Genomic DNA, 22,511 nt, shown 5'->3' on the forward strand with positions numbered 1-22,511 from the left:
CGTGGGGCGCGGGTTCCATCCCAAGGCCTGGGGGTCAAACTATGGAGCGTCAACGGGTGCATTATCCGTTGAAATTCCGCCGTGCCCGTACAGTTCTTTACGCTGTGGCGCTTTTCTGGATATGGGTCTGGCTGGGTAGCGCGGCTTTCCTGGCCGGCCTCTTCGATTCCCCGATTCACGCAATCATCGCGGCCTACGCCCTCTTCACTTTCGTTCTCCTCTCGATCCCCGTGTGTCTGCTGGCGGTGGCCCAGATGGCACTGAACCGGCCTCAGCGAGCGTATGACGACGTCGTCGTACCGCTGGGTGCCTCGCGGGCAATACCGCGCCCTCCGGCCGCAACGCAGCGCCAGGTTTCCTGAAACTGGAACCACAGTTACCTGACGAAATAAACAATTCAACGCAAGCCGTGAAATCTCGTGAATTTCCGACTATCGAATGCGCATTCGGCCGACCTGCGGAAAACCTGCGGAAAACCTGCGTTTTCGAGAGAATCCTTGGCCTAATTCGGGCGTTTCCCCTTACATTTATAAACCTATACTTGGTGCGGACCATCACCGTTGTCGAGAGGCGCGGACATGCTGCAACGGGGGCGTCGTGCGGCTCTGGTGGCCTGCCACACTCGTACCACCAAGGATCCTCATGCCTTCACTTCAGCGGTCAACAGCAGCGCTCTCCGGCCTCCTCCTCGCAGCAGGCCTTCTTACAGTTGGAGGATCGCCTGCCTCCGCGGAGACAGCAACCCCTGCTCCGTCAGCGGAAACCCTCGATCCGGTAGACACACCCGCCGGGGTCGGGGAGGTTGACGCACACGATTCGGAGCTGAGCCACGACCACTCCGGAATGTCGCAGCTTCAGATCCAAACCGAATCTGCCCTTGCGCTGCCGGACAACATCGCGCACTCGGACCACACCTATGAGGGGACCGTTCCAGGCTCCAGCTTGCGAGGGGCATCGCCGGACGGTGCGGCGATGGATCCGTTGGGCGCTGGTGGAACACTTGCGCGCAGCGGCGACATCAAGGTGACGCTCGTGACCCTGGACCTCGCCGACAGTTCCGCGCGGGTTTCAATGAGTCACGCTGTAGCAGCGGTACAGACTGCCAGCAATTTCTGGAGATCCATGTCGAACGGTCGCCTGACCATGTCGGTGGCCACCAAGTACGAGCACCGTGCAACAAAGGCCAGTTCCACCTGGGGTTACCAGGACATCATGAACCAGGTGACGGCAGAGTTGGGCTGGAGGTACGAGCCCTACAAGGCGCTGGTGGTTGTCACGCCGTCCGGCCTGCAGGGTGGAATCCTCGGGTATGGCTGGAGCAGCAACGGCACCAGCGGCAGGATCCTCCTTCCACAGATCAGCAACTTCACTAACAACGTCACCGCTCACGAGTTCGGGCACGTTCTCGGCCTGATGCACGCCGACTCGCTGCAGTGCATCAACGGTCAATCCGACACCGCAAGCTTCTCCGGTACAGGCTGCAGCATCCGCGAGTACGGAGACACCTCGGACCTGATGGGCATCTCCCGCTGGTTCGATACGCCCGCGATCAGCTCCAGCTTCTGGGATTACGGCGGATTCGGACGGGGAGACGAGATCTTCAACGCGGGCATTGCCACCGGCCGCAAGACCTATACCCTCAAACCCTGGGCCGGCACCAGTGCGAACCGTGCGGTGAAGTTCACCGACCCCCGCAGCCGCGAGATCTACTACCTTGAACTCCGCACCCCGACAGGTTTCGACCAGAACCTGGCCACGGGAGGAAACCGGGGCGTGAAGGTTGTGCAAAGCGGCGGGTGGGGGGCGTCGTCGTCCATTGCCTTGATGCCGTCCACCCGGCCCTACTCGGGCTACTACGCCAGCAACACGGCGTGGCAACAGGGCAGTGTATTCACCACCCACTCTGGAACCACCGTCACAGTCAAGACCGTTTCGGATACTGCCGCCACGGTGACCGTGGACGCCGGGCTTCCGTTCAAGGATCTGCGTACCTCTGGCTTCCGCAGCCAGATCGAATGGCTTGCGGCCAGCAAACTGAGCACTGGTTGGTCCGATGGGACCTACCGACCGTTCTCGGCGATGAACCGCGACGCCATGGCGGCCTTCCTTTACCGCCTCGCGGGCGTCACCAACTACACAGCGCCGGCGACGAGCCCCTTCAAGGACGTCTCAACCCGCCACCCGTACTACAAGCAGATCGCCTGGATGGAATCCTCCGGCCTGTCGGATGGCTACGCCGACGGGATGTACCGGCCCTACCAGCCCATCGCCCGCAATGCGATGGCTGCATTCCTCTACCGTTTCGCCAGCAAGTTCTGTGGAATCGGCGCAGCTGCCTCCTACACGATGCCCAGTACGCAAACCTTCAGCGACGTGTCCACCTCCGGCGCCTTCGCCAAGGAAATCGCGTGGATGAAGCACACTGCAATCTCCACCGGGTGGAATGACGGCACATACCGTCCCCTTGAGCCAATCACCCGCGAGGCCATGGCGGCATTCATCCAGCGACTGGACGGCTACACCGACCGCAACGGCGGCTGCTGACTGATCCGACCAAACACAGTGAGGCCCTCCATCCGGAGGGCCTCACTGTGTTTGAGCCTGCGTTTTACGCCTCAGCATCCAGATCCGGGTCGCTGCGGAAATTGATGAGCTTGTGCGTTCCGTCGCAGTACGGCTTGATGGTTGACGCCCCGCACCGGCACAGCGCCACAGTTTTGCGCCGACGGGGCACGGGGTCTCCCGCAGGAGTGACAATTTCGACGTCGCCCCGCACCAGCAGGGGCCCGTCCGGACACACAACGATGCTCTGGTCTTCACTGCCAGCCCGTGCGCCCATGGTCCTCCTTGTTGTTACCTGCTTCTACCCCTACGATACTAAGCCTGCTGGCCTTTGTAGCCTCAGCCGCCTGTACACCGGCGAAGAAGTTTCCGTCGCAGTCTTGTTATCAGATGCTAAGCATGCTTATTGTGTAGGAGCGATGACTTACTTTCCAGGAGTCCTCCACATCGATCGAAGGAGTCATTATGAGCACACAGAATTGGTCAGAAGACCCGCTGGTTACTTCACGGACTGGCGAGGAGACTTACACCTCCACGTCCGAACAGTCCACCACGTCCGCCGCGAAGGATGAGGCCAAGGACGTTGGGCGTGAAGGCGTAAGCGCAGCAAAGAACGTGGCACAAACCGCCGGATCCGAGGCGAAGAACGTAGCCCACGAGGCTGGCACGCAAGCCAGGAACCTCATCGGTGAACTGGGCTCGGATCTGAAGAGCCAGGCCAACACGCAGCAGCAACGAGTCACCGAAGGCCTCCGCGCCCTGAGCGACGAACTCCGCTCTATGTCTGACAACTCCGAGGGCGGAACCGCCCAGTCACTGGTACAGCAGGCTGCTGACCGGACCGGCGGCGCTGCCTCGTGGCTCGAGGGCCGCGATCCAGGTTCGCTCCTCAACGAGGTGAGCGGCTTTGCCCGGCAGCGCCCGGGCGCTTTCCTGCTGGTTGCAGCTGGCGCAGGCCTCCTCGCTGGACGGCTCGTACGCGGCCTTCAGGGCGGGTCGGATTCAGACAGCACGACGACGGCGGGCAACAGCCCCTCGGGTGCGGTCCCTGGCACGCAGCCGGTCGGCATTCAGCCGGTCAGCACGTATCCCCCGGTACCGGACGAGTATGGAACCGACACGCCCCTCTATGATTCCGGCGTTGAAATCGGCACTCCCCCGGTGGCACCCCCGGCCACCACACCGACACCTTCCATCAACCCTGCGAACCCCGTCAGCCCCGCTGATCCGTTCGCAGAGCCCGGCGTACCAGGCACCGAACCGCGGAGGGACTTCCAGTAATGACTGAGCCACACCTACACGGATCGCACACAGTGCAGCCGCCCGTGGATCGCGATCCAAATGGCGACGCAGATAAGGCATCCATCGGTCAGCTGCTCGGCGAAGTCACCCGTGACCTGTCCACGCTGATGCGCCAGGAAGTTGAGCTCGCGAAGGCTGAGCTCAAGGAATCGGGCACCAAGGCCGGCAAGGGAGCGGGGATGTTCGGCGGCGCTGCAGTCGCCGGGCACTTTGTACTCCTGTTTCTCTCCCTCGCCCTGATGTGGGGGCTCGCCGAGCTCATGGGGCTGGGTTGGGCGTCCGTCGTCGTGGCAGTCATCTGGGGCATCATCGCCGCAGTTCTGGCCATGAAAGGCAAGAAGGAAATGAAGCAGATCAAGGGCCTCCCGCAGACCGCTGAGACAGTCAAGGAAATTCCGCCCACGTTGAAACCAGGAGAGCACACGCCATGAGCCAGACACCTGACGAAATTCGAGCCGACATTGAGCGCACCCGTCGCGAACTTGGGTACGACGTTGACGCAGTCGCCGACAAGGTGAGCCCGTCCAACATTGCGCACCGGCAGACCGACAAAGTGAAGAGCGCTCTCGGCAACGTGAAAAACAGCGTGATGGGATCAGCACACGACGCAAAGGACAGTGTCATGGGATCAGCACACGGCGCAGGCCACTCCGCCAAGGACACCGCGCACAATGCCGGTGATGCCATCCAGGGCGCACCGCAGCGTGTCGCCTCCAAGACCCAGGGCAACCCTCTTGCCGCCGGGTTGATCGCATTCGGAGCCGGATTGCTGGCTGCATCGCTCATCCCCGCGAGCGAGAAGGAGAAGCAGGCTGCGCAGGCCGTCAAGGACAAGGCGCAGCCCCTGGTTTCCGAAGTGACCGACGCCGCCAAGCAGGTAGCCGAGGATATGAAGGAACCAGCGCAGCAGGCAATGGACTCCGTCAAGGAAACCGCCACCCAGTCCGCCAACACGGTCAAGGAAGAGGGCACCCACGCCGCTTCCGACGTGAAGGACCGGGCGCAGGACGCAAAGTCCAACGTGCAGGGCGGTTCAAACACCCCGTAGGGTCATTACCATTTCAACCCGGAGGGCACTGCAGGCATCTGCAGTGCCCTCCGGGTTTTTGCTGTTGACCCAAGCTGCTCAGGCACTCTCTGCGGGGCCCGACGTCGTCGTCGTTCCTGGCACAAGCTCCCTGATGAGCGCAACGAGCAGATCCCGTAGCTCCGGTGACGCATTGTGGAGGTTGGCCGTGAAGTCACGTTCGTCCTGTTCGGCGGCGGCCAGGCAGGCGCGGCCCTGATCCGTGAGACTGACCAGCACCGTTCTGCGGTCGCTGGCGCTTCCTTCGCGGGATACCAGGCCCTGTTGCTGGAGGCGGCCCAACGTCTTCCCCATGGTCTGCGCGGTGATGTGCAGCTGGGAGGCCAACTGCACCTGGGAAGCCGGACCCAGAACCTCCATGGCCCGCAGGGTGACGAAGCTGGCGTGGCTTATGCCGATGGCCGCAAGCCGCTCATTCCAGGCGTTCTCTGTCAGACGCGCGGCCGTGGTCAACAACCGCTCCGTTGACCACATCTCGGTGCCCATTGTGGCCGCCTCTTTCCTGTCAGGTCAGCACAGGTAGGATTCGGAGTCACGGAGACTTTGGATGGCTGTGACGTGCGTGTCGGCTGGCTGGCTGGCTGGCTGGCTGGCTGACCATCCGCTCCGGTGAGCGGATCTCAATCCGCGTGAAAGACCTCGGGGAGCTCGTGCCACCACTCACCGTCGCCGCGTTCAGCAACCGGACGTTGCATCGGCCCGCACACTGCCCACCACCGCTGGGTGGCGGGATCCTCAGCCATGCGGGCCATGTCGCCGTCGTAATCCTCGCCCACGTACTCAAAGTAGGAGAACAGGGTTTCGCCGTAGCGGTAGATCGAGTAGTTGCGGATGTTGCTGCCGGCGATCTGGGCCAGCACCTCGGGCCATACCTCCGCGTGCAGGGCCTCGTACTCGGCTGCGTGCTCGGCGGGTAATCCGATCACCGACGCGATCCGCTTCATGTGTGGCTCCCTGTGTATGTTCCAAGTAACGGACACTTCTGGCCTTCGCCCTGTCAGACGCGTACCGCTAGGGGGCTACAACCTCGATTGAGGCGAAGCGCTTTGCCTCTTCCTGCAGCGCTTCACCGCGCTGGGGATTCGGAACTGTCATCACCGCGTAGCTGCCTGGTTCCAGATCAGCATTGAGGCTGATCGGCGCAGAGTATTTTCCGGTGCCGTCAGCATGGAGAACTACGCTAATGAGCATGTCATCGGAGCGTGCCCAGCCGAAGGTCACGAGGATCTGGTCGCCAGGTTCGTATCCTTCGCCAGTAATGATGAAAGTAGATCCCGTTGTCGTCACGCGCTGCACCTCGTCGAACGTGGGTACGGGCGTGATTATTTGCTGGTCGGTTGGCGGCGGCACCGCCGGCTCGGAAGTTTCCACTTCGGGCTCCGTGGTAGCCGGGGCGGGTTCGGCGCTGGTGGCCTCAGGCTCCGGAGTCGCGGACTCGGTGGGTTCAACCGGGGTACTCGATTGTTCTTCCTGCGGTTCGGACGAGGCCTCGGTTTCAGCTGCGGAGGATTCAGCGGCGGAGGAAGATGCCTCCGTCTCACCAGCATCCGGATCCTGCGACGGTGTACTGCATCCGGCGAGAAGTACCATTGCGATCGATAATGCGGCAATGGAAGGGTATTTGGGCACGGCGGATCTTTCTCGATGAGACTGAAGTGTGGACAGAGGGGCGGGCGCTTGCCGGCCCGCCCCTCTACACCGAACAGTACGGTCAGCAAGACCCCCGAAACAGCACGGTTGGGTCACGTGAGCTAATCGTTATGAGGTGCCGTTCAGGCTCGGAAGAGGTCCTCAATCGGTGCTGTCGAAACGACGCCCGCAGCGCGCTCTGAAGCTTCCTGATCCACTGAGACGAAGGCATCTGCCTGAAGCTTCGCGACGGCGAGATACTCGGCGTCGTACGTTGTCTCCCAGCCCTTCTCCCGGGCGATCTTCCACGCGGTCCCGCGGGAAACCCTGTCACCGAGCAGCCGCATCTTCAGACCGGTCAGGCGCTCATGCTGGGTGAGCGCTTCTGCTTCTGTGAGCGCACCGTTCCTGACCTCTTTGAGCAGGAGCGCAAGCGCTTGGGATCGGATGAGGTTCGGGGCCACAAGTTGATGCCCTGGGTCAGGTGTCAGCTCGTTCGCAACGATGTGCAGGAGGGTGGGCGCGTCAATTACGTAGCGGGTCATCTCAGGCTCCGATCAATCCGCAATCTTTGCTACCAGTTCGGTGATGTGGGCTTCGCGCGCCTCGCGCGTCGACGGGCGTCCGGGAACACCGGGGCGCGCCTGCCAAGGCAGCGGACCTGACGCCTTCCGGTACTCCACACCGATCGCGTCGAGCCGCCCAAGGTGCTGCTCAAGCCGCGGAGCAAAGGCCTCATAGTCCCCGCCCGGCCCCGACCACAGAACCTCCGCGACGGCGCAAAGCCGGGGGAAGGCAAAGTAGTCGATGGTTCGCGGGGAGTCCATGTGCTCGGTCCAGACGTTCGCCTGCCCGCCGAGCACGCGCCGTCGTTCTTCGTCCGTAAGATCGGCGGGAGCCGGGTCGAAGGAGTAGACATCGGCGACGGTGAGTGAAATCGCCACGGGGATGGGCTCTCGCGGATCCTCCGACTGGCGGTAGTCGAGGTACACCTGGTCATCGGGGCAGGAAACCACGTCATTTCCCCGGCGCACCGCTGCCCGGGCGCCGGTCATGCCACGCCAGGAGGCGACCACCGCGTCCTTCGAGAGGTCGCCTTCGAGGATTTCATCCCAGCCGAAGACGCGCCGTCCGCGGGCAGCGATGCGCTCCTCAAGCCTGCCGATGAACCACGTCTGGATCTCGGCCTCGTCGCTCAGCCCGAGTTCGTTCATCCGTTCCTGCGTGCGTTCGTCGGATCGCCACTGATCGCGGGGGCATTCGTCTCCGCCGACCCCGATGAAGCGGCCGGGGAAGAGATCCATGACCTCCTCGAACACGTTGCAGAAGAATTCGACGGTGGATTCCTCGGCGTTGAGCACGGTGGGATTGATTCCCCAACGGGTGAACACCTCGACCGGCTTCCCGGAAACGCCGAGTTCCGGGTACGCAGCGATGGCGGCCTGCGCGTGCCCCGGAGTCTCGATCTCCGGCACCACGGTGATGAACCGTTCGGCGGCATAGGCGACGATTTCCCGGATGTCGTCCTGAGTGTAAAAGCCGCCATGGGGGCGTCCGTCCATGGTGGATCCGGGGTCCGCGCCGACCTGTGTCTCGTGCCGCCACGCGCCGACCTCGGTCAGCAGTGGGTAGCGCCGGATCTCGACGCGCCATCCCTGATCATCGGTGAGATGGAGGTGCAGGGTATTGAGTTTGTGCAGTGCCATGAGGTCCAGGAAACGCAGCACGTCGTGTTTGGGCAGGAAGTGGCGTACGACGTCGAGCATTACGCCGCGCCAGCCGTACCTTGGGTGGTCGGTGATATCGATGGGCGGGACACCCCATTCAATTCCGGTTACAGGCGCCTTGCGGAAAATCTGTGGCGGCAGGAGTTGCAGCAGGGTTTGCACACCGCGGAACACCCCCGCTGGGGCGCCTCCGGTAATGCGCACGACGTCGGTGGCAACCGTCAGTCGGTAGCCCTCCTCCGGGAGGGCCTCGTCCAACCGCAGGGTGATTGCGGCGTCGTCGTCGTTCATTGGCAGCACCAGTCCGGTGGCCGGGCGCAGCGAGGACTGCAGGCTCATTGCAACACCGGTCAATTCCGCGGGCGCCGAAATGGCGGTGGTTGCACTGAGTGTGAACGGAGTGCTCTGCGCTGGGTGCGTGGCCTCAACGGGAATCGGCAGCATGGTGGCCCTTCGGAGTCGGTGGTCTTTCACTGGAGCCTAGCGTCAGGTGGCGATCACACCGGGCGGACTACACGCGGCATTTTGCGGTGACTGCGGAAGCGATCGCGGAGGTCGCAGCGTCCAGGCTGGCTGAAGTGGCAGGCCGATCAGTTGATTCGGAGTCATGGATGAAAGCCTTCGCCCCGCGTTGCATGCCGCAAAAGTCAACGATCCCATGCTCGATCTGCGTACTGAAAGACTCCGCATAGCCATGCTTGGCGAAGGATTCTGGAGCGGTTCCGGAGACTGGCAGCAGATGCATGGTTAGCGACCCCAGCCGCGGGACTATCTTTCCGCTGCTGTCGGTGTCGAAGGCCCAGCCTGCGATGAAGACGCGGTCGATCCACCCTTTGAGCAGCGCGGGCATCGACCACCAGTAAACGGGGAAGACCAGCACCAGGTCCGTTACGCCGTCCAACCGTTCCTGCTCCGCAGTGATGGACGGGTCCACTGTCCCCAGGCCGAGGTAGGTCTGACGATCGTTCGCCGTGAACCTTGGGTCGAAGTTCTCCTGCGCGAGGTGTGCAATTTCAACCGCATCAGTGCCGAGCAGATCGCGTAGTTGTGCAGCGGCCTGATGGGTCAGTGATTTCGGGTCCGGATGGCAGGTGACAATAAGGGTGGTCATGAGCTCAACGTTATGCGCCGGGCACCTGACTCTAGACATCACATTGAGTGGGTCTGGTCACTCTACGCGGGCTCATGTTGCTGGACCAGCAACAATGATTGCTATTCCGATGCATGCACTCGAAGCTGGACCTACCAGCTAAAAGAGGAGACCGGCATGACAAGCAACCAAGTTCACAGCGACATTTTCTCGGCGGCGATGGAGGCGGAAGTATGCAGGCGCGTGCTCGGAGCTCGCCGCCACGGGTTGGACTGCGAATCGGCCAGCGTCGGCAATTATGTCGAGGGAGTAGAACGATTAAGCGAAGCCAGGCGCATGGCGCTTCCCGGCGTTCGCGCTGAGACTCGCCTCTGAGCCCCTATGCCTCTTGCAGATCGAGGTTGAGAGGGTGCTCGGCCCAGTTCGCTGGCATGGTCAGACGCGGTCGTCGCTGCGACAATGGGCCTGTGCATATCGAGCGAGTAGTCCCCAACCTGACGGTGGCCGACCTCCACGCCGCCGTAAGGGAGCACTCCGCCGCGCTCGGGCTCCGGGTCCTGATGGATCATGGTTGGATCGTCACCCTCGGAGACGACGACGGCCACCAGCTCAGCCTCCTGACCAAGGACGCCACGGCACCTGTCAACCCCGACGTGTCGATCTTCGTCGACGATGTCCACGAGGCGCTCGCCCGAGTCGAGACAGCGGGCCTAGAGATCGTGCATCCGTTGACCGGGGAACCGTGGGGAGTGACGCGATTCTTCTACCGCGCTACCGACGGCCGAGTCGTCAACGTCGGCATGCACACCGCCTCGCGCTGACGCCGACTCCATCGACCTTGAAACCTTGAAACGGCATCAAGACCGCATCCGCGCGTTCGTCGTCGCGGCGAGGTGGAATCCACGCAGATGTTCGACTACGTCGGAACTGTGGAGCTTAGGGGAATCGAACCCCTGACCTTTTCATTGCGAACGAAACGCTCTACCAACTGAGCTAAAGCCCCGCACGCACCAAGATACCGCAGCACCCCGGCGCCGGGCAGCCAAACCAAATGTCATCGGCCGGTTGTACGCTCAGACCATGCATTCCCCCGCTCCAGAAATTCGGGCTTGGCCTGCCCTGTGGTCGCTCGTCATCGGGTTCTTCATGATCCTCGTTGACTCCACCATCGTGTCCGTTGCCACCCCGGCCATCATGGAAGCGCTGGGAGCAGATATCGACAGCGCAATCTGGGTCACCAGCGCCTACCTGCTCGCTTATGCGGTTCCCTTGCTTATTACCGGGCGCCTCGGCGACCGCTTCGGCCCGCGCCGCATCTACCTCGCCGGTCTCACCGTCTTCACCCTTTCCAGCGCGCTCTGCGGATTTGCCGGCACCATCGAACTACTCATCCTCGCGCGGGTACTTCAAGGCCTGGGCGCAGCGTTGATGACCCCTCAGACCATGTCCGTGATCACCCGAATCTTCCCTCCCGATCGGCGCGGTTCCGCAATGGGCCTCTGGGGTTCCGTGGCTGGTATCGCCACACTTGTGGGGCCCATCCTGGGTGGGGTGCTGGTGGACTCCCTCGGCTGGGAGTGGATCTTCTTCGTGAATGTGCCCGTCGGCGTCGTCGGCTTCTTTCTCGCCTACCGCCTGGTGCCTGCCCTCACTACCACCAGCCACGCTTTTGACCTGCTGGGTGTTGTGCTGAGTGCGGCCGGCATGTTTTGCCTGGTCTTCGGCCTGCAGGAGGCGGAGAGCTACAACTGGGGCACCATCGCCGGGCCCATCTCGGTCTGGTCCCTCATTGTCACCGGCGCGGTCCTGTTCACCGCGTTCATCGTCTGGCAGCGCTACAACCGCAAGGAACCGCTCGTTCCGCTCAAACTCTTCCGGGACAGGAACTTCTCGCTCGGCAACACCGCCATCTCCGCGATGGGATTCACCATCACCACCATGAGCCTGCCGCTGATGCTGTACGCGCAGAACGTCCGCGGGCTCTCCCCCACGGAAGCCGCGCTACTGCTGACACCGATGGCGGTCATCTCCGGGGCACTCGCACCGTTTGTCGGCAAGCTCGTGCAGCGGGGCAACCCCAAATACATGGCCATCTTCGGGTTCGCAGGCATGGCCACCGCACTGTTCTGGCTCGGTGCCCTCCTCACCCCAACCACACCCATCTGGCTCCTGCTGCTGCCGCTTGGGCTCATCGGCCTGTCCAGCGCGGGAATCTGGGCGCCGGTCTCGCTGACCACCACCCGCAACCTCGCGCCGTCCCTCGCTGGTGCCGGATCCGGCGTGTACAACACCACACGGCAGGTCGGTGCGGTGATCGGAAGCGCCGGGATTGCGGCGATGATGCAGGCGCGGTTGACGGCGAACGCCGCTGAGGAAGGTGTTGCCAACGCAGCAGGCTATTCCGCGGCGATGGGGCAGTCGCTCATCCTGCCCGGCGTCGTTGTGATCATCGGCCTACTCGCTGCACTCTTCTTTGCGCCGCCAGAACAGCGCCAGAAGTGGTCTGCGGACCGGGAACACGCGGATTCAGTATCCGGACAGGGGTAGTTGCCTGCCACAACCACCGATAGGCTCGACGTATGGCTGAAGAATTCGCAACAGTAGACACCACCACCGAGAAAACCGAACCTGCCGCAGTCAAGGAAGTCAGCGACGACTTCGTGACCCGGCAGCACACCACCCGCTCGGGCCTCGCCTACACCACCACCACCGGCCGGCTGGTCCTGCGCCGCGAAGAGGTCAAGGACGGCAAATCGGAGGGCTTCAAACCGAAGGCGGAGATCTTCGTCGTCGCCTACACCAAAGACGACGGCGAGACTGACCGCCCCGTAACCTTCGCGTTCAACGGCGGGCCGGGCTCCTCCTCGGTCTGGCTGCACCTCGGCCTGCTCGGCCCGCGCCGGGTGGACTCCGGCGACGTCGGCGCCATGACGCCGCCGCCCTACGGCATCGTCGATAACCCGGAAACGCTCCTCGAGCACAGCGACCTCGTGATGATCGACCCAGTGAGCACAGGCTTCTCCCGCGTGGTTGAAGGCGAAAAGTCCGACGAGTTCCACGCGTTCATTGAAGACCGCGACCTCGTGGCCGAAGTCATCCGGCTCTGGACTACGCGCAACAACCGCTGGCTCTCCCCCAAGTACCTCGTCGGAGAGTCCTACGGGACGCTGCGCGCCGTAGCGGTCGCCGGCCGCCTGTACGAGGCCTACGGCATGGCCGTCAACGGACTCGGCCTCATCTCGACCGTGCTCAACATGTCCACCCTCCGCTTCTTCCCAGGCAGCGACACACCCTACGCGCTTCACCTGCCCACGTACGCTGCCATCGCGCACTATCACGGGCGCCACCCGGGGAGGGAACTTGCTGACGTCGTGCGCGAAGCCGAAGAGTTCGCTGCCCGCGAATTCGGGTACGCACTCACGCAGGGTGCGCGGCTAACGCAGCCCGAACACGACGACGTCGTCACTCGCCTGAGCGCGATCACCACCCTCGACGAGGCTTTCATCCGGCGGACGAACCTGCGGTGGGCGTACCACGAGTTCGCGGCCGAGCTGCTGCGCGCGGAGGGCCTGGTGGTGGGTCGGATCGACGGCAGGTTCACCGCGTCTCCCGCCAACCTCCAAGCCTCCGTCAACCATGACGACCCAAGCATGCGCGCCATTACGGGGCCCTTCGCCGCGGCGATCAACCACTATGTCCGCGCAGAACTTGGCTACGAGTTTGACCTGCCGTACGAGATCCTCAGCGCCAGGGTGCAACCGTGGAGCTACCGCACTTTTGAAGGCGCACCGGTGGACGTGAGCGATGTCCTCGAACGCCTCATGGTCAACAACCCGGCATTGCGCGTGCATGTGGACTACGGGTACCAGGACGGCGCCACCCCGCACTTCGCGGCGGAGTACGTCTTTGCGCATATGAACCTTGATGAGCAGGCTCGGGCCAGGATGACCCACCACTATCACGAGGCCGGCCACATGATGTACCTGAAACCGGAGTGCAGGCTCGCTCAGTTGGACGCATTGCGGGAATTCGTCAGCCCGTAGTGGCCAAGACAATAGTCAGCGTGCTTACTATAGAGGTGATGTACCTCAACGAAAGGCGGACATCATGTTGAAGAAGCTCCTCTGGACCCTCGCACCTGTCATTGCGTCGAAGCTGCTCGGCAAGCGGCAGAGCGGACGGGGCGGCACCAAGTACTCGGGCGGGAAGTCCTACGGCAAGAACTACGGCCGCAAGCGCCGCTAAGCTGCTGCCCCGGCGGGTCAGCGAGTGGCAAAATGCGCCCATACGGCGATGATCCACGCGCTGCCCGCCAGGCAGGCGAGCAGAAGCTCCACCATAATCCCGATACCCATGGCTTTCAGCGCCTCAATGCTTGACGCTGCTGCAGCCCGGAGATCTTTTAGCCGCGCCGCCTCACTCAGCAGGAGGCCCGCGAGAAATCCAACCAACAGGCCGACAACGGGTATGACAAACATTCCGACGACGCCGAGAACCAGGCCTACGGTGATTGACCGGCCGGGAATCTTCTGCTGACGCAGCTTCCTTCCCGTAAGGACGGTTCCGGCCACCATGCCGATCAGGGCCGCCACGCCCCCGACACCCAGCGCAACCCATCCTGCAGCACTTTGGACAGTCAGAGCCCAGATCAGCAGTGACGCCAAAATCAGGATGCCTCCGGGGAGGACCGGGATCACCACACCGGCCACGCCGACGCCGATTGCGAGTCCACACAGCACGGTGATGATGATCTGCCAATCCATGCTCCCAGTCTGCCACCACGTAGCCCCGCCCTTGTGACGAAGGGTGCAAAATACTAAGGTTGCTTATGAAGTCGCCTTAGGGCCCTGATATCAGGAGGCACCAATGAGTACACCAGTAACAGGGAACAACGATCGGGACAACAACACCCCGAAACACGTAGACCCATCGGCAACACCCGATGCAGGACGCAATGACCGCGATTCCCATGCGTCGGGCCCCGAGACCCGCGCGATGAACGTGAACCGGAACGACGACGGCGCGGGCCAGCGCGACGACGCCACGCGTCAGCACACGGCAGCGGTGCCGGTGTCCCACTCGAAGGACTCGGACGGGCATCACACCCGGGAGCGTCGACTGGATCCAGACCACAATGACCAGGACCGGCACGGGGACCGCGACAGGGATGCGACTCCGGTTCCGGTGGGTGCGGAGCGCGATGCCCTGCACCAGCGCGAGAAGGAAACTTTTGGCGGGATGAAGTTCGGCGCCGCATTCTTCGGTTGGCTCACAGCTACGGGAATGGCCGTGATCCTTACCGCGCTGGTGGCAGCGGCTGGGGCTGCTTTTGGGCTGTCAACGAACACTAACCTGAACGAAGCTACCGATCAGGCCGCTCAGGATCCGCAGACGGTGGGCATCACCAGCGCCATCATTCTGCTGGTAATCCTGCTCCTTGCTTATTACGCGGGCGGGTATGTAGCCGGCCGGATGTCGCGCTTCAACGGCGCCAAGCAGGGCGTTGCGGTGTGGTTGTGGGCCATCATCATTGCGATCATCGTCGCCGTACTTGGACTCATCTTCGGGTCGCAGTTCGACGTCCTCGCCAACCTGAACAGCTTCCCCCGCCTCCCCGTGAATGAAGGAACGCTGACCACGGCAGGCATAATCGCCGTCGTCGTTGCTTTGCTCGCAGCGCTGGCGGGTGCGGTCCTTGGCGGCATGGCGGGTATGCGTTACCACCGCAAGATCGACCGCGCTGACTACAACGCCGTCGACAACAACCGGTAAGTCCGCAGCACCACAACTGAGGGGAGCAGCCGCTTGGCTGCTCCCCTCAGTTATGCGCTCTCAAGGCGGCTACCCGGAAACTGGCGTAGCAGTAACGACGACGTTCTTCCCGAGTGGATCTGCCGTGTAGCAACTGATCAGCACGATCCTGCTGGGCTGGATGCCCCAGATGTCGCTGGACTTGAGCTCGGATTTGACGTAAGTAGTCACGCTGTCGACCCGGTAGGTCATGGACCCGGCGCCAGTGGTGACTTCGAACGTTAGGCAGAATGACGTCACCGGTATCACGAGCATAACCACCAAGCGAACTCAGGGACTCAGCAGCGGAGGAAGTCCGGCGTCGTCGCGCCGGGGTGTGCGCGCTGCCTGCGCCGCAGATCGCTCGCCGAGTTTCCGGCCTTCACGAGTTTCGATCCCGCGTACGGCATGCCGCCGGACAGTCGATACGCAACGGCCACCCAAACGGTGACGGCCCGCTCCGCGACCCACGCCGGTGCCCAGAGCGCGGCGGTGGGTGGGAACACAGCCCGGCCGTTCCGCCGTCGTCGTCCCCGTTCTGCCAATAGGACTGCAGCGAGCGCCGCGTACGCAAGAGCACGGGGACGACGGCGCGCGGCCAGCACCAGCGCCGGCAGCAGGGCCAGCTCGAGGAAGAGGCGGGACGGCTGTGCGAAGTCGTCGTAAGCGTGACGGATACGCTGCCGCAGGAAGTGCCGTACGGAGCATGGCAGCCGGCCAACGAATACATCGTCCGCCTGGGCCTCCACACCCCCTACCGCCCGCACCGTACGAATCAACTCAAGGTTCTCGAAAAGCACATCGCCGTCGTAACCGCCGGCGGCAAGGAGGGTTGACCGCCGCACGCCAAGCGTGCCGGGATAGTCCGATCCCAGCGCCCTGTTCAGCAACGTCCGCCCCGTGTCCCAGCGGGCATGCCAAGGCAACGTCAGGAAGTAGCTTTGAGGGCGTACGACGTCGGCGTCAGCCAGCAGCGCGACGACGCGGCGGAGGGTCGCGGCGCTGTATCGGACATCGTCGTCGGCAATCACCACGCGTGCGCGCGTGGTGTGGTGGAGTCCGGTGAGGACGCCTGCCACCTTCCCGTTCCGGCAGGAGAACTTCGGCCTCAGGTGGCGAACTTCGGGAGGGAAAGCTGCGGCGTGAGCGGCGAACAACTCGTCCGGCGAACCGTCCACCACCAGTACGTCTGCCCACAGCGCCACTTCGCATAGGTACTCGGCCAACTCCGGCAGCCCGGAATCCTCAGTCCACCGCAGCGGCAGCACGTACGCCGCGTCAGCGTTCACTGTTCACACCGCCGTCGGCACCCGCGGGCGCAGTGAAGACTCGCCCCTCTCCCACGCTTCCATGAGATGAATCCCGAGCATCCCGTCCACAGCGAGCGCTGCGGCCGCTCCGAAGTAGACGTCCTCAAGTAGTTCCGGCTCCACCTCGACCAAACCGCCGGCAAGGTCGCGACCGGCAATCTGCTCGTGGACGGCGTCGGCCTCGACGTGCTCGTCGAAGTACCAGGTGACGTCTTCATCGAAGCCGAGGCGCCGGAATCCGTTGCCGTAGAACCGGTTGGGCTGGGAGGACGTCATCTCGTACGCGGCAAGGTGGCCGACTATCGCCCCGCGCAGGCGCCGGTTCAGTCCGAAAAACGACATCATATTGTTGTTCGCAAGCGTGAGGGCCGGGACGGCATCTAGATAGTGGCCGTACTCATCTTCCAGGCCCACGCCGCGCATCGTACGTGCGAACAGTGCTGAGTGCATGCGCTCCGGGCGCCCGCCCCCGTACTCGTCCGCCTGGATTTCGACCATCGCCGCCTTCGCCCGGCCCCTCAGGCGCGGAATGGCCCAGGTGTGCGGGTCACCCTCCTTGAGCTGGTAGATGGACTTGTGAATGAGCCACTCGTGGGCCTGCTCCAAGGTGGCCTTCTTCGCGAGGAACCGGGACACGCTGGGGCCGGCATCAGCCCCGGTGAGCTCGAAAAGCACTGAAGCAACGCCGTCGCTGTCGCGCGGTTCGAGGGAGGGAAGTTCGACGGCGGCGCGAAGAGCCGCTTCGAAGTCCCGTTCGATCCGCTGCCGGACGCTGATGAGGCCCGGGGTCCACTCCCAGTCTGGGTGGGCGCCGTCGATCCCGCCGTAGTGCAGCTCGTAAAGGCAGAAAAGGGTGAGCTGGAGGTCTTCGTCGGCGAAGATGTTTGAAGTTGCGTTGAGCGCGTCGCTGACAGCCGCGCTGAGCGCCGCGACGTCGTCGTCGTTCGGCGCCGCCGACAGGATCCTCAGGAGCGCCTCGCTGGCAACTCCGCGCGCTTCGGGACTCTTCATGGTTCAGCCTTCCTCACCGGCGATACTGTGTCTCGCTGTGGTCCGCCGTCGTCGTCGGACCCCTCGTTACTAAGCCTACTGCGCATTGTGCCTCTGCTACTGAAAGGTCACCCGGACGCGAGACGCAGAACAGCCCGCCGCACCGAAGTGCAGCGGGCTGCCTGGAGCGCACGAACGCTACTCCTTCTTCAGCTTGTCCTGCACCTTGCCGGCCACCTTCTCCACGCTGTTCGGAAGTTCCGTGGTCCCGTAGAACCGGGAATCCGGGTGCGTTGGCGGCGGCATCGGAGCGCTCGTGGTGGGGCCCTCGTGGTAAGTGAACTCGCCGTAGCCGTCGGGGGTGGGGCCGGAAGCCCAGGACCCCTCCGAAGCAGCCTTGCCGTCGGAGAAGTTGAGGTATTGGTAAGACACCTCACGTTCCTCTTCCTTCAGCGGGAAATTGCTCGGTACCGGCAGGTTCTCCGAGCCCTCCTCCTGCAGCTCACGAGCCGCCGCGAGCCACTGGTTTTGGTGCATGGTGTCCCTTGCCAGCAGGAACTTCAACATGTCACGCACGCCGTGGTCGTCAGTCATGTGGTACAGCCGAGCCACCTGTACGCGGCCCTGCATCTCCGCGTTGGCGTTTGCAGTGAAATCGGCCAGCAGGTTGCCGCTTGCCGTGATGTAGCTGCCTGACCAGGGATTACCCATACTGTCCACTGGACGGGCACCCGCGCCGGCCACGATGGCCTGCTGCATGTCCGTACCGCCGATGACCGCGGCGATCGCGGGGTCGGACTGGACGGCGTCGTCGGTGATCCCCAGCGGTGCCTTTTCGAGCAACTGGGCGATCATGGTTGCCAGCATCTCAACATGCCCGAACTCCTCGGAACCAATGCCGAAAAGAAGGTCTCGGTACTTGCCGGGAATGTGCGTGTTCCAGGCCTGGAACGAGTACTGCATGGCAACCGTGATCTCACCGTACTGGCCGCCCAGGACTTCCTGGAGCTTGCGGGCGTAGACGGCATCGGGCTTGTCGGGGGTGGATTTGAACTGCAGTTCCTGCTTGTGAAAGAACACGGGGAAACCTCCGCGGTTGCGGTTCCGAACCTGGACGGCCAACTCATCTGTCGGGGTTGGAGAGAGCGAAACCAAGTCCTTCGACGCTAACCCGAGAGCCTCTCGGTTGGCTACTAATAAGCTTGCTTATTTTCTGCAAATTTTCTCTACGGTGTCGGACTGCCGCCGTTGACGTTCAACGTCTCGCCTAACACGTAGCTCGATTCCGGGGACGCGAGGAATACGTAAGCCGGCGCCAGTTCAGTGGGCTGTCCCGCGCGGCCCAGTGGAGTGTCCTTTCCGAACTCCGGCAGGGCGTCCTTGGGCTGGCCGTCCGAAACCTGCAACGGGGTCCAGAACGGACCGGGCGCGACGGCGTTCACCCGGATCCCGCGTGAAGCGAGCTGCTGCGCCAAACCCTTGGTGAAGTTGTTGATCGCCGCCTTGGTGCTTGCGTAGTCCAGCAGGGTGGGCGACGGGTTATAAGCCTGGATGGACGTGGTGTTGATGATGCTGGACCCAGCCGGAAGGTGTGCGAGTGCCGCGCGGGTGATTCGGAAGAACGAGTAGATGTTCGTCTTGAACGTGTGGTCCAACTGCTCGTCATCGAGGTCTTCCAGCTTCTCGACCGCGATTTGCTTGCCCGCGTTATTGACGAGGATGTCGAGATCGCCGAGACCCTCCACAGCCTGCTCCACCAGCTCCTTGCAGAACTCGGCGTCTTTGATGTCACCCGGAAGCTTCACGGCCTTACGGCCGCATGCCTCAACGAGCTCGGCTATCTCCGCGGCGTCCGCTTCCTCTTCGGGCAGGTAAGACAGTGCGACGTCGGCACCCTCGCGTGCGTAGGCGATGGCCACTGCCGCACCGATCCCGGAGTCGGCCCCGGTGATGAGTGCCTTGCGTCCTTCGAGCCGGCCGGTTCCTCGATAAGACTGCTCACCTCGGTCGCTCTGCGGGGTGAGGTCGCGATCCAGTCCAGGCTCAGGTTGGTCCTGCTTCGGCGGGCTGATCTCGGGGAATCGCGTGACAGGGTTCTGGAAGGTGTACTGATCACTCATGCGTTCCTCCTGGTGTTTCGGGCGATTGGCGCCGGGCCTTGAGGGCCCTTGAGCGTACGACTAGGCTCTATCCCATTGCTAAGCCTACTTATCACACTAGATCGGACCGGCTCGGGCCTTCAAGGGCCTGGACAGGCACCAGGAGGAACGGCTCGCCCATGACCACAGTTATCGGATTTCACGCTTCCCACGAACAGATCGCTCCATCCCAACTTCTGGCCGACGTGCAGTTGGCCGAACAGGCAGGGTTCGACGCCGCAATGTGTTCCGACCACTTCGAGCCGTGGTCCGCGGTGCAGGGCCATTCGGGATTCGCCTGGTCCTGGCTGGGAGCCGCGCTGGCCACCACGAACCTGCGTTTCGGCGTCGTCACCGCCCCCGGCCAGCGGTACCACCCGGCCATCATCGCCCAGGCGAGCGGCACCCTGGCGAGTATGTTCCCCGGACGGTTCTGGGCAGCGCTCGGCAGCGGCGAGAATCTCAACGAGCACATCACAGGCGACGAGTGGCTGCCCAAGGAACAACGGCAGCAGCGCATCGAAGAATGCGTGGATGTCATCCGCCGGATGCACGATGGCGAGGAGGTCACCCACAATGGGCTGGTCAACGTCCACGAGGCCCGGCTCTGGGACGCTCCGGAAGTGAAACCGCTACTGATTGCGCCCGCAGTGAGCGTGGAGACGGCGGCGCGCAGCGCCCGCTGGGCGGACGGCCTGGTCACTGTGAACCAGCCACACGACAAGCTCAAAGAAATGCTTCATGCCTACCGCGACGCCGGTGGCAAGGGTAAAGCCATCCTGCAGGTTCACGTTTCCTGGGCTCCTGATGAGGCCAGGGCACTGGACATTGCCCGGGAGCAATGGCTTTCGAACTGCCTGACCCCGCCCACCACCTGGGACATCTCCCGCCCCTCCGACTTCGAGGACGCTACCCGCAACCTCGGCGAGGAAGAGCTGCGCGGCGCCGTCGAAATCTCCTCGGATCTCGGCCAGCACGCACAGCGGCTCCGTGAGTACGCCGACCTCGGCTTCGACGAGCTGTACCTTCACTTTGTCGGCACGGATCAGAAGCCCTTCATTGAGGCATTCGCCGAGCACGTTCTTCCCGAGGTGCGCTGATGCGCATCACGGATACCGCAGACCTGTGGTGGAAGAACGCCGTCATTTACTGCCTGGATATCGAGACGTTCTGCGATTCCGACGGCGACGGCGTGGGAGACTTCACCGGCGCCGCCCAACGCATGGACTACCTCGCCGAGCTGGGCGTGACGTGCGTCTGGCTCATGCCGTTCTACCCGTCACCCCAGAAGGACGACGGCTATGACGTCATGGACTTCTACGGCGTCGACGGCCGGTTGGGCACGCTCGGTGACCTGGTCGAATTCATCCGGACGGCGAAGGACCGCGGGATGCGCGTGATCGCGGACATCGTGGTCAACCACACCTCGGACCAGCACCCGTGGTTCAAGAAATCCCGTGCGTCCAAGGACAACCCGTACCGCGACTACTACGTCTGGCGGTCCGAAGAGCCGCCCGACACGTCCAAAGAGGTGGTCTTCCCGGATAAGGAGGACTCCATCTGGAAAAAGGACGAGAAGACCGGAGAGTGGTACCTCCACAGGTTCTACTCACACCAGCCGGACCTGAACATCTCAAATCCCCAGGTACGGGACGAGATCGCAAAGATGATGGGCTTCTGGATGGAGCTCGGGCTCTCCGGATTCCGGGTGGACGCAGTGCCGTTCTTCCTCGAAACCATGGGAACCGATGCCGAAGACGGCGGCGACCCCCACGACTACCTGCGTGCCCTGCGCCGGTTCCTCTCAAGGCGGGCCGGCGACGCCGTCCTCCTCGGTGAAGTGAACCTTCCGTACGAGCAGCAGTTGGAGTTCTTCGGGGACGCAGCTGACGAGCTCAACATGCAGTTCGATTTCATCACCATGCAGCAGATGTACCTCTCGCTCGCGCGAGGTAAGGCCGGGCCACTGGCCGACACCCTCACAGCACGCCCGCCCATCGACTCCGACAACCAGTGGGCAACCTTCGTCCGCAACCATGACGAGCTCACCCTCGACAAACTCTCCGACTTCGAGCGTGAGGAAGTCTTCGCGGCTTTCGGCCCGGAGGACAACATGCAGGTCTTCGGCCGTGGCCTGAAGCGCCGCGTCCCGCCGATGATGGACGGCGATCTGCAGCGGATCAAGATGGTTTACTCGCTGCTGTTCTCCCTGCCCGGCACGCCCGTGCTGTTCTACGGCGAGGAGATCGGGATGGGCGAGAACCTGGACATCGAGGGCCGGATGGCTGTGCGCACCCCGATGCAGTGGACAGATGAAGACTCCGCCGGGTTCTCGGCCGCCCCGCCGGACAAGCTGATCGCGCCGCTGGTGAGCGGCGAGTTCGGCCCCGACAAGGTGAACGTTGCAGCGGCACGCAGGGATCCGGCGTCGCTCCTTGCCTTCATCGGTACGCTCATCCGCAGGTACCGCGAATGCCCTGAGCTGGGGTGGGGAGAGTTCCAGGTGATAGACCAGCCGAACCCCGCCATCCTGGCGCACAGGTCCGTCTGGGAGGCCAGCTCAGTGATCCTCCTCCACAACTTCGCTGACGAGCCAGCGAAGGTCACCCTGCACCTGGACGACGACGACGTCCCCGACAGCGGGGGCGTGCTCACCGACCTGCTGCAGAACAGCAAGCGCGACATTTCGCGCGGCGAGGACCTGGAACTTGAGCTGGAACCCTATGGCTTCCGTTGGCTGCGGGTTCAGAAACCGGGGACTGGCCGGCTGTGGTAGGCCGTCCGGGCTGACCGGAAATCAGAAGATAGTGGCGAAGAACCCCGCGCCCACGCTGACAACCAGCGCGACGACGAGCAACCAGACAATGGGCGTGCGGTATTTGTTGA

Annotated in this window: 26 protein-coding genes and 1 tRNA gene; 13 read left to right on the top strand and 14 right to left on the bottom strand. The window is 63.2% G+C overall.

What is annotated here, in order from left to right:
* The first annotated feature begins 56 nt into the window (after window positions 1-56).
* Together ACWA1U_RS02235 and ACWA1U_RS02240 are read left to right on the top strand one after the other, a co-directional pair.
* Window positions 57-362, top strand: a complete 306-nt coding sequence (locus tag ACWA1U_RS02235; RefSeq protein ID WP_463723717.1) for a hypothetical protein — start codon at window positions 57-59, stop codon at window positions 360-362.
* 280 nt (window positions 363-642) lie between these two features.
* On the top strand, window positions 643-2,544 hold the full coding sequence (locus ACWA1U_RS02240) for an S-layer homology domain-containing protein (protein ID WP_463723718.1): 1,902 nt from the start codon (window positions 643-645) through the stop codon (window positions 2,542-2,544).
* A 64-nt stretch (window positions 2,545-2,608) separates the two neighbouring features.
* Here ACWA1U_RS02240 and ACWA1U_RS02245 read toward each other — a convergent pair whose 3' ends face one another.
* Window positions 2,609-2,839: a CDGSH iron-sulfur domain-containing protein gene (locus tag ACWA1U_RS02245; protein ID WP_463723719.1), complete on the bottom strand. Its 231-nt coding sequence runs from the start codon at window positions 2,837-2,839 to the stop codon at window positions 2,609-2,611.
* Between the two features lie 188 nt (window positions 2,840-3,027).
* Here ACWA1U_RS02245 and ACWA1U_RS02250 point away from each other — a divergent pair, with 188 nt between their 5' ends.
* Genes ACWA1U_RS02250 through ACWA1U_RS02260 form a run of 3 tightly spaced genes read left to right on the top strand, consistent with a single transcriptional unit; the run spans window position 3,028 to window position 4,912 of the window.
* Window positions 3,028-3,843: a hypothetical protein gene (locus ACWA1U_RS02250; RefSeq protein WP_463723720.1), complete on the top strand. Its 816-nt coding sequence runs from the start codon at window positions 3,028-3,030 to the stop codon at window positions 3,841-3,843.
* Window positions 3,843-4,295 (top strand): phage holin family protein, encoded by a 453-nt coding sequence (locus tag ACWA1U_RS02255; protein WP_463723721.1) that lies wholly within the window; start codon window positions 3,843-3,845, stop codon window positions 4,293-4,295. Before ACWA1U_RS02250 ends, ACWA1U_RS02255 begins: the two co-directional genes overlap by 1 nt.
* Window positions 4,292-4,912, top strand: a complete 621-nt coding sequence (locus ACWA1U_RS02260; RefSeq protein WP_463723722.1) for a DUF3618 domain-containing protein — start codon at window positions 4,292-4,294, stop codon at window positions 4,910-4,912. Before ACWA1U_RS02255 ends, ACWA1U_RS02260 begins: the two co-directional genes overlap by 4 nt.
* Window positions 4,913-4,990: 78 nt before the next feature.
* Here ACWA1U_RS02260 and ACWA1U_RS02265 read toward each other — a convergent pair whose 3' ends face one another.
* From ACWA1U_RS02265 to ACWA1U_RS02290, 6 genes are all read right to left on the bottom strand, one after another.
* Window positions 4,991-5,437 carry a MarR family winged helix-turn-helix transcriptional regulator gene (locus ACWA1U_RS02265; RefSeq protein ID WP_463723723.1) on the bottom strand — a complete coding sequence of 149 codons (447 nt, stop codon included), beginning with the start codon at window positions 5,435-5,437 and terminating at the stop codon, window positions 4,991-4,993.
* A gap of 134 nt (window positions 5,438-5,571) precedes the next feature.
* A complete protein-coding gene (locus ACWA1U_RS02270; protein WP_463723724.1) occupies window positions 5,572-5,895 on the bottom strand; it encodes an L-rhamnose mutarotase in 324 nt (107 codons plus the stop codon).
* Window positions 5,896-5,962: 67 nt separating this feature from the next.
* Window positions 5,963-6,580 (bottom strand): hypothetical protein, encoded by a 618-nt coding sequence (locus ACWA1U_RS02275; RefSeq protein ID WP_463723725.1) that lies wholly within the window; start codon window positions 6,578-6,580, stop codon window positions 5,963-5,965.
* Between the two features lie 143 nt (window positions 6,581-6,723).
* Window positions 6,724-7,125 (bottom strand): type II toxin-antitoxin system VapC family toxin, encoded by a 402-nt coding sequence (locus tag ACWA1U_RS02280; RefSeq protein ID WP_463723726.1) that lies wholly within the window; start codon window positions 7,123-7,125, stop codon window positions 6,724-6,726.
* A 12-nt stretch (window positions 7,126-7,137) separates the two neighbouring features.
* Complete coding sequence (locus tag ACWA1U_RS02285) at window positions 7,138-8,751, bottom strand: beta-N-acetylhexosaminidase (RefSeq protein ID WP_463723727.1); 1,614 nt, start codon at window positions 8,749-8,751, stop codon at window positions 7,138-7,140.
* Window positions 8,752-8,818: 67 nt separating this feature from the next.
* Window positions 8,819-9,418: an NAD(P)H-dependent oxidoreductase gene (locus ACWA1U_RS02290; protein ID WP_463723728.1), complete on the bottom strand. Its 600-nt coding sequence runs from the start codon at window positions 9,416-9,418 to the stop codon at window positions 8,819-8,821.
* Window positions 9,419-9,574: 156 nt separating this feature from the next.
* Here ACWA1U_RS02290 and ACWA1U_RS02295 point away from each other — a divergent pair, with 156 nt between their 5' ends.
* Both ACWA1U_RS02295 and ACWA1U_RS02300 read left to right on the top strand, forming a co-directional pair.
* Window positions 9,575-9,772, top strand: coding sequence for a hypothetical protein (locus ACWA1U_RS02295; RefSeq protein ID WP_463723729.1), 198 nt, complete (start codon window positions 9,575-9,577; stop codon window positions 9,770-9,772).
* 92 nt (window positions 9,773-9,864) lie between these two features.
* On the top strand, window positions 9,865-10,218 hold the full coding sequence (locus ACWA1U_RS02300) for a VOC family protein (protein ID WP_463723730.1): 354 nt from the start codon (window positions 9,865-9,867) through the stop codon (window positions 10,216-10,218).
* A gap of 109 nt (window positions 10,219-10,327) precedes the next feature.
* On the opposite strand, the gene ACWA1U_RS02305 is transcribed toward ACWA1U_RS02300, so the two are convergent.
* Window positions 10,328-10,400, bottom strand: a tRNA-Ala gene (locus ACWA1U_RS02305).
* A 77-nt stretch (window positions 10,401-10,477) separates the two neighbouring features.
* On the opposite strand from ACWA1U_RS02305, the gene ACWA1U_RS02310 reads away from it, so the two are divergent.
* The 3 genes from ACWA1U_RS02310 (at window position 10,478) to ACWA1U_RS02320 (ending at window position 13,642) form a co-directional block, all read left to right on the top strand.
* Window positions 10,478-11,944 (top strand): DHA2 family efflux MFS transporter permease subunit, encoded by a 1,467-nt coding sequence (locus tag ACWA1U_RS02310; protein WP_463723731.1) that lies wholly within the window; start codon window positions 10,478-10,480, stop codon window positions 11,942-11,944.
* A gap of 32 nt (window positions 11,945-11,976) precedes the next feature.
* A complete protein-coding gene (locus ACWA1U_RS02315) occupies window positions 11,977-13,440 on the top strand; it encodes a S10 family peptidase (RefSeq protein ID WP_463723732.1) in 1,464 nt (487 codons plus the stop codon).
* Window positions 13,441-13,504: 64 nt separating this feature from the next.
* Window positions 13,505-13,642 (top strand): hypothetical protein, encoded by a 138-nt coding sequence (locus ACWA1U_RS02320; protein WP_463723733.1) that lies wholly within the window; start codon window positions 13,505-13,507, stop codon window positions 13,640-13,642.
* A 17-nt stretch (window positions 13,643-13,659) separates the two neighbouring features.
* Here ACWA1U_RS02320 and ACWA1U_RS02325 read toward each other — a convergent pair whose 3' ends face one another.
* Window positions 13,660-14,160, bottom strand: a complete 501-nt coding sequence (locus ACWA1U_RS02325; protein ID WP_463723734.1) for a DUF456 domain-containing protein — start codon at window positions 14,158-14,160, stop codon at window positions 13,660-13,662.
* A gap of 103 nt (window positions 14,161-14,263) precedes the next feature.
* Here ACWA1U_RS02325 and ACWA1U_RS02330 point away from each other — a divergent pair, with 103 nt between their 5' ends.
* Entirely contained in the window at window positions 14,264-15,169 is a 906-nt protein-coding gene (locus ACWA1U_RS02330; RefSeq protein ID WP_463723735.1) for a hypothetical protein, read from the top strand.
* A 69-nt stretch (window positions 15,170-15,238) separates the two neighbouring features.
* Here the strand turns inward: ACWA1U_RS02330 and ACWA1U_RS02335 are convergent, their stop codons facing one another.
* The 5 genes from ACWA1U_RS02335 to ACWA1U_RS02355 form a co-directional block, all read right to left on the bottom strand.
* Complete coding sequence (locus ACWA1U_RS02335; protein ID WP_463723736.1) at window positions 15,239-15,469, bottom strand: sortase family protein; 231 nt, start codon at window positions 15,467-15,469, stop codon at window positions 15,239-15,241.
* 17 nt (window positions 15,470-15,486) lie between these two features.
* Entirely contained in the window at window positions 15,487-16,476 is a 990-nt protein-coding gene (locus tag ACWA1U_RS02340) for a glycosyltransferase family 2 protein (protein ID WP_463723737.1), read from the bottom strand.
* 3 nt (window positions 16,477-16,479) lie between these two features.
* Window positions 16,480-17,508 (bottom strand): iron-containing redox enzyme family protein, encoded by a 1,029-nt coding sequence (locus ACWA1U_RS02345; RefSeq protein ID WP_463723738.1) that lies wholly within the window; start codon window positions 17,506-17,508, stop codon window positions 16,480-16,482.
* A gap of 177 nt (window positions 17,509-17,685) precedes the next feature.
* Window positions 17,686-18,567, bottom strand: coding sequence for a manganese catalase (locus ACWA1U_RS02350; RefSeq protein ID WP_463723739.1), 882 nt, complete (start codon window positions 18,565-18,567; stop codon window positions 17,686-17,688).
* A 146-nt stretch (window positions 18,568-18,713) separates the two neighbouring features.
* A complete protein-coding gene (locus ACWA1U_RS02355) occupies window positions 18,714-19,607 on the bottom strand; it encodes an SDR family oxidoreductase (RefSeq protein ID WP_463723740.1) in 894 nt (297 codons plus the stop codon).
* 158 nt (window positions 19,608-19,765) lie between these two features.
* Here ACWA1U_RS02355 and ACWA1U_RS02360 point away from each other — a divergent pair, with 158 nt between their 5' ends.
* Window positions 19,766-20,725 carry a TIGR03885 family FMN-dependent LLM class oxidoreductase gene (locus ACWA1U_RS02360; protein ID WP_463723741.1) on the top strand — a complete coding sequence of 320 codons (960 nt, stop codon included), beginning with the start codon at window positions 19,766-19,768 and terminating at the stop codon, window positions 20,723-20,725.
* On the top strand, window positions 20,725-22,401 hold the full coding sequence (locus ACWA1U_RS02365) for an alpha-amylase family protein (protein ID WP_463723742.1): 1,677 nt from the start codon (window positions 20,725-20,727) through the stop codon (window positions 22,399-22,401). Before ACWA1U_RS02360 ends, ACWA1U_RS02365 begins: the two co-directional genes overlap by 1 nt.
* Window positions 22,402-22,511: the final 110 nt, after the last annotated feature.

It is taken from the genome of Arthrobacter sp. TRD_SC_6 (assembly GCF_055361185.1).

Bases quoted from the DNA above. Each gene is read 5' to 3' on its own strand.
- ACWA1U_RS02290 (WP_463723728.1), bottom strand. From the start codon at position 9,418: ATGACCACCCTTATTGTCACCTGCCATCCGGACCCGAAATCACTGACC.
- ACWA1U_RS02345 (WP_463723738.1), bottom strand. From the start codon at position 17,508: ATGAAGAGTCCCGAAGCGCGCGGAGTTGCCAGCGAGGCGCTCCTGAGG.
- ACWA1U_RS02355 (WP_463723740.1), bottom strand. From the start codon at position 19,607: ATGAGTGATCAGTACACCTTCCAGAACCCTGTCACGCGATTCCCCGAG.
- ACWA1U_RS02365 (WP_463723742.1), top strand. From the start codon at position 20,725: ATGCGCATCACGGATACCGCAGACCTGTGGTGGAAGAACGCCGTCATT.
- ACWA1U_RS02240 (WP_463723718.1), top strand. From the start codon at position 643: ATGCCTTCACTTCAGCGGTCAACAGCAGCGCTCTCCGGCCTCCTCCTC.
- ACWA1U_RS02360 (WP_463723741.1), top strand. From the start codon at position 19,766: ATGACCACAGTTATCGGATTTCACGCTTCCCACGAACAGATCGCTCCA.
- ACWA1U_RS02325 (WP_463723734.1), bottom strand. From the start codon at position 14,160: ATGGATTGGCAGATCATCATCACCGTGCTGTGTGGACTCGCAATCGGC.
- ACWA1U_RS02295 (WP_463723729.1), top strand. From the start codon at position 9,575: ATGACAAGCAACCAAGTTCACAGCGACATTTTCTCGGCGGCGATGGAG.
- ACWA1U_RS02245 (WP_463723719.1), bottom strand. From the start codon at position 2,839: ATGGGCGCACGGGCTGGCAGTGAAGACCAGAGCATCGTTGTGTGTCCG.
- ACWA1U_RS02255 (WP_463723721.1), top strand. From the start codon at position 3,843: ATGACTGAGCCACACCTACACGGATCGCACACAGTGCAGCCGCCCGTG.
- ACWA1U_RS02265 (WP_463723723.1), bottom strand. From the start codon at position 5,437: ATGGGCACCGAGATGTGGTCAACGGAGCGGTTGTTGACCACGGCCGCG.
- ACWA1U_RS02320 (WP_463723733.1), top strand. From the start codon at position 13,505: ATGTTGAAGAAGCTCCTCTGGACCCTCGCACCTGTCATTGCGTCGAAG.
- ACWA1U_RS02310 (WP_463723731.1), top strand. From the start codon at position 10,478: ATGCATTCCCCCGCTCCAGAAATTCGGGCTTGGCCTGCCCTGTGGTCG.
- ACWA1U_RS02330 (WP_463723735.1), top strand. From the start codon at position 14,264: ATGAGTACACCAGTAACAGGGAACAACGATCGGGACAACAACACCCCG.
- ACWA1U_RS02285 (WP_463723727.1), bottom strand. From the start codon at position 8,751: ATGCTGCCGATTCCCGTTGAGGCCACGCACCCAGCGCAGAGCACTCCG.
- ACWA1U_RS02315 (WP_463723732.1), top strand. From the start codon at position 11,977: ATGGCTGAAGAATTCGCAACAGTAGACACCACCACCGAGAAAACCGAA.
- ACWA1U_RS02250 (WP_463723720.1), top strand. From the start codon at position 3,028: ATGAGCACACAGAATTGGTCAGAAGACCCGCTGGTTACTTCACGGACT.
- ACWA1U_RS02280 (WP_463723726.1), bottom strand. From the start codon at position 7,125: ATGACCCGCTACGTAATTGACGCGCCCACCCTCCTGCACATCGTTGCG.
- ACWA1U_RS02260 (WP_463723722.1), top strand. From the start codon at position 4,292: ATGAGCCAGACACCTGACGAAATTCGAGCCGACATTGAGCGCACCCGT.
- ACWA1U_RS02270 (WP_463723724.1), bottom strand. From the start codon at position 5,895: ATGAAGCGGATCGCGTCGGTGATCGGATTACCCGCCGAGCACGCAGCC.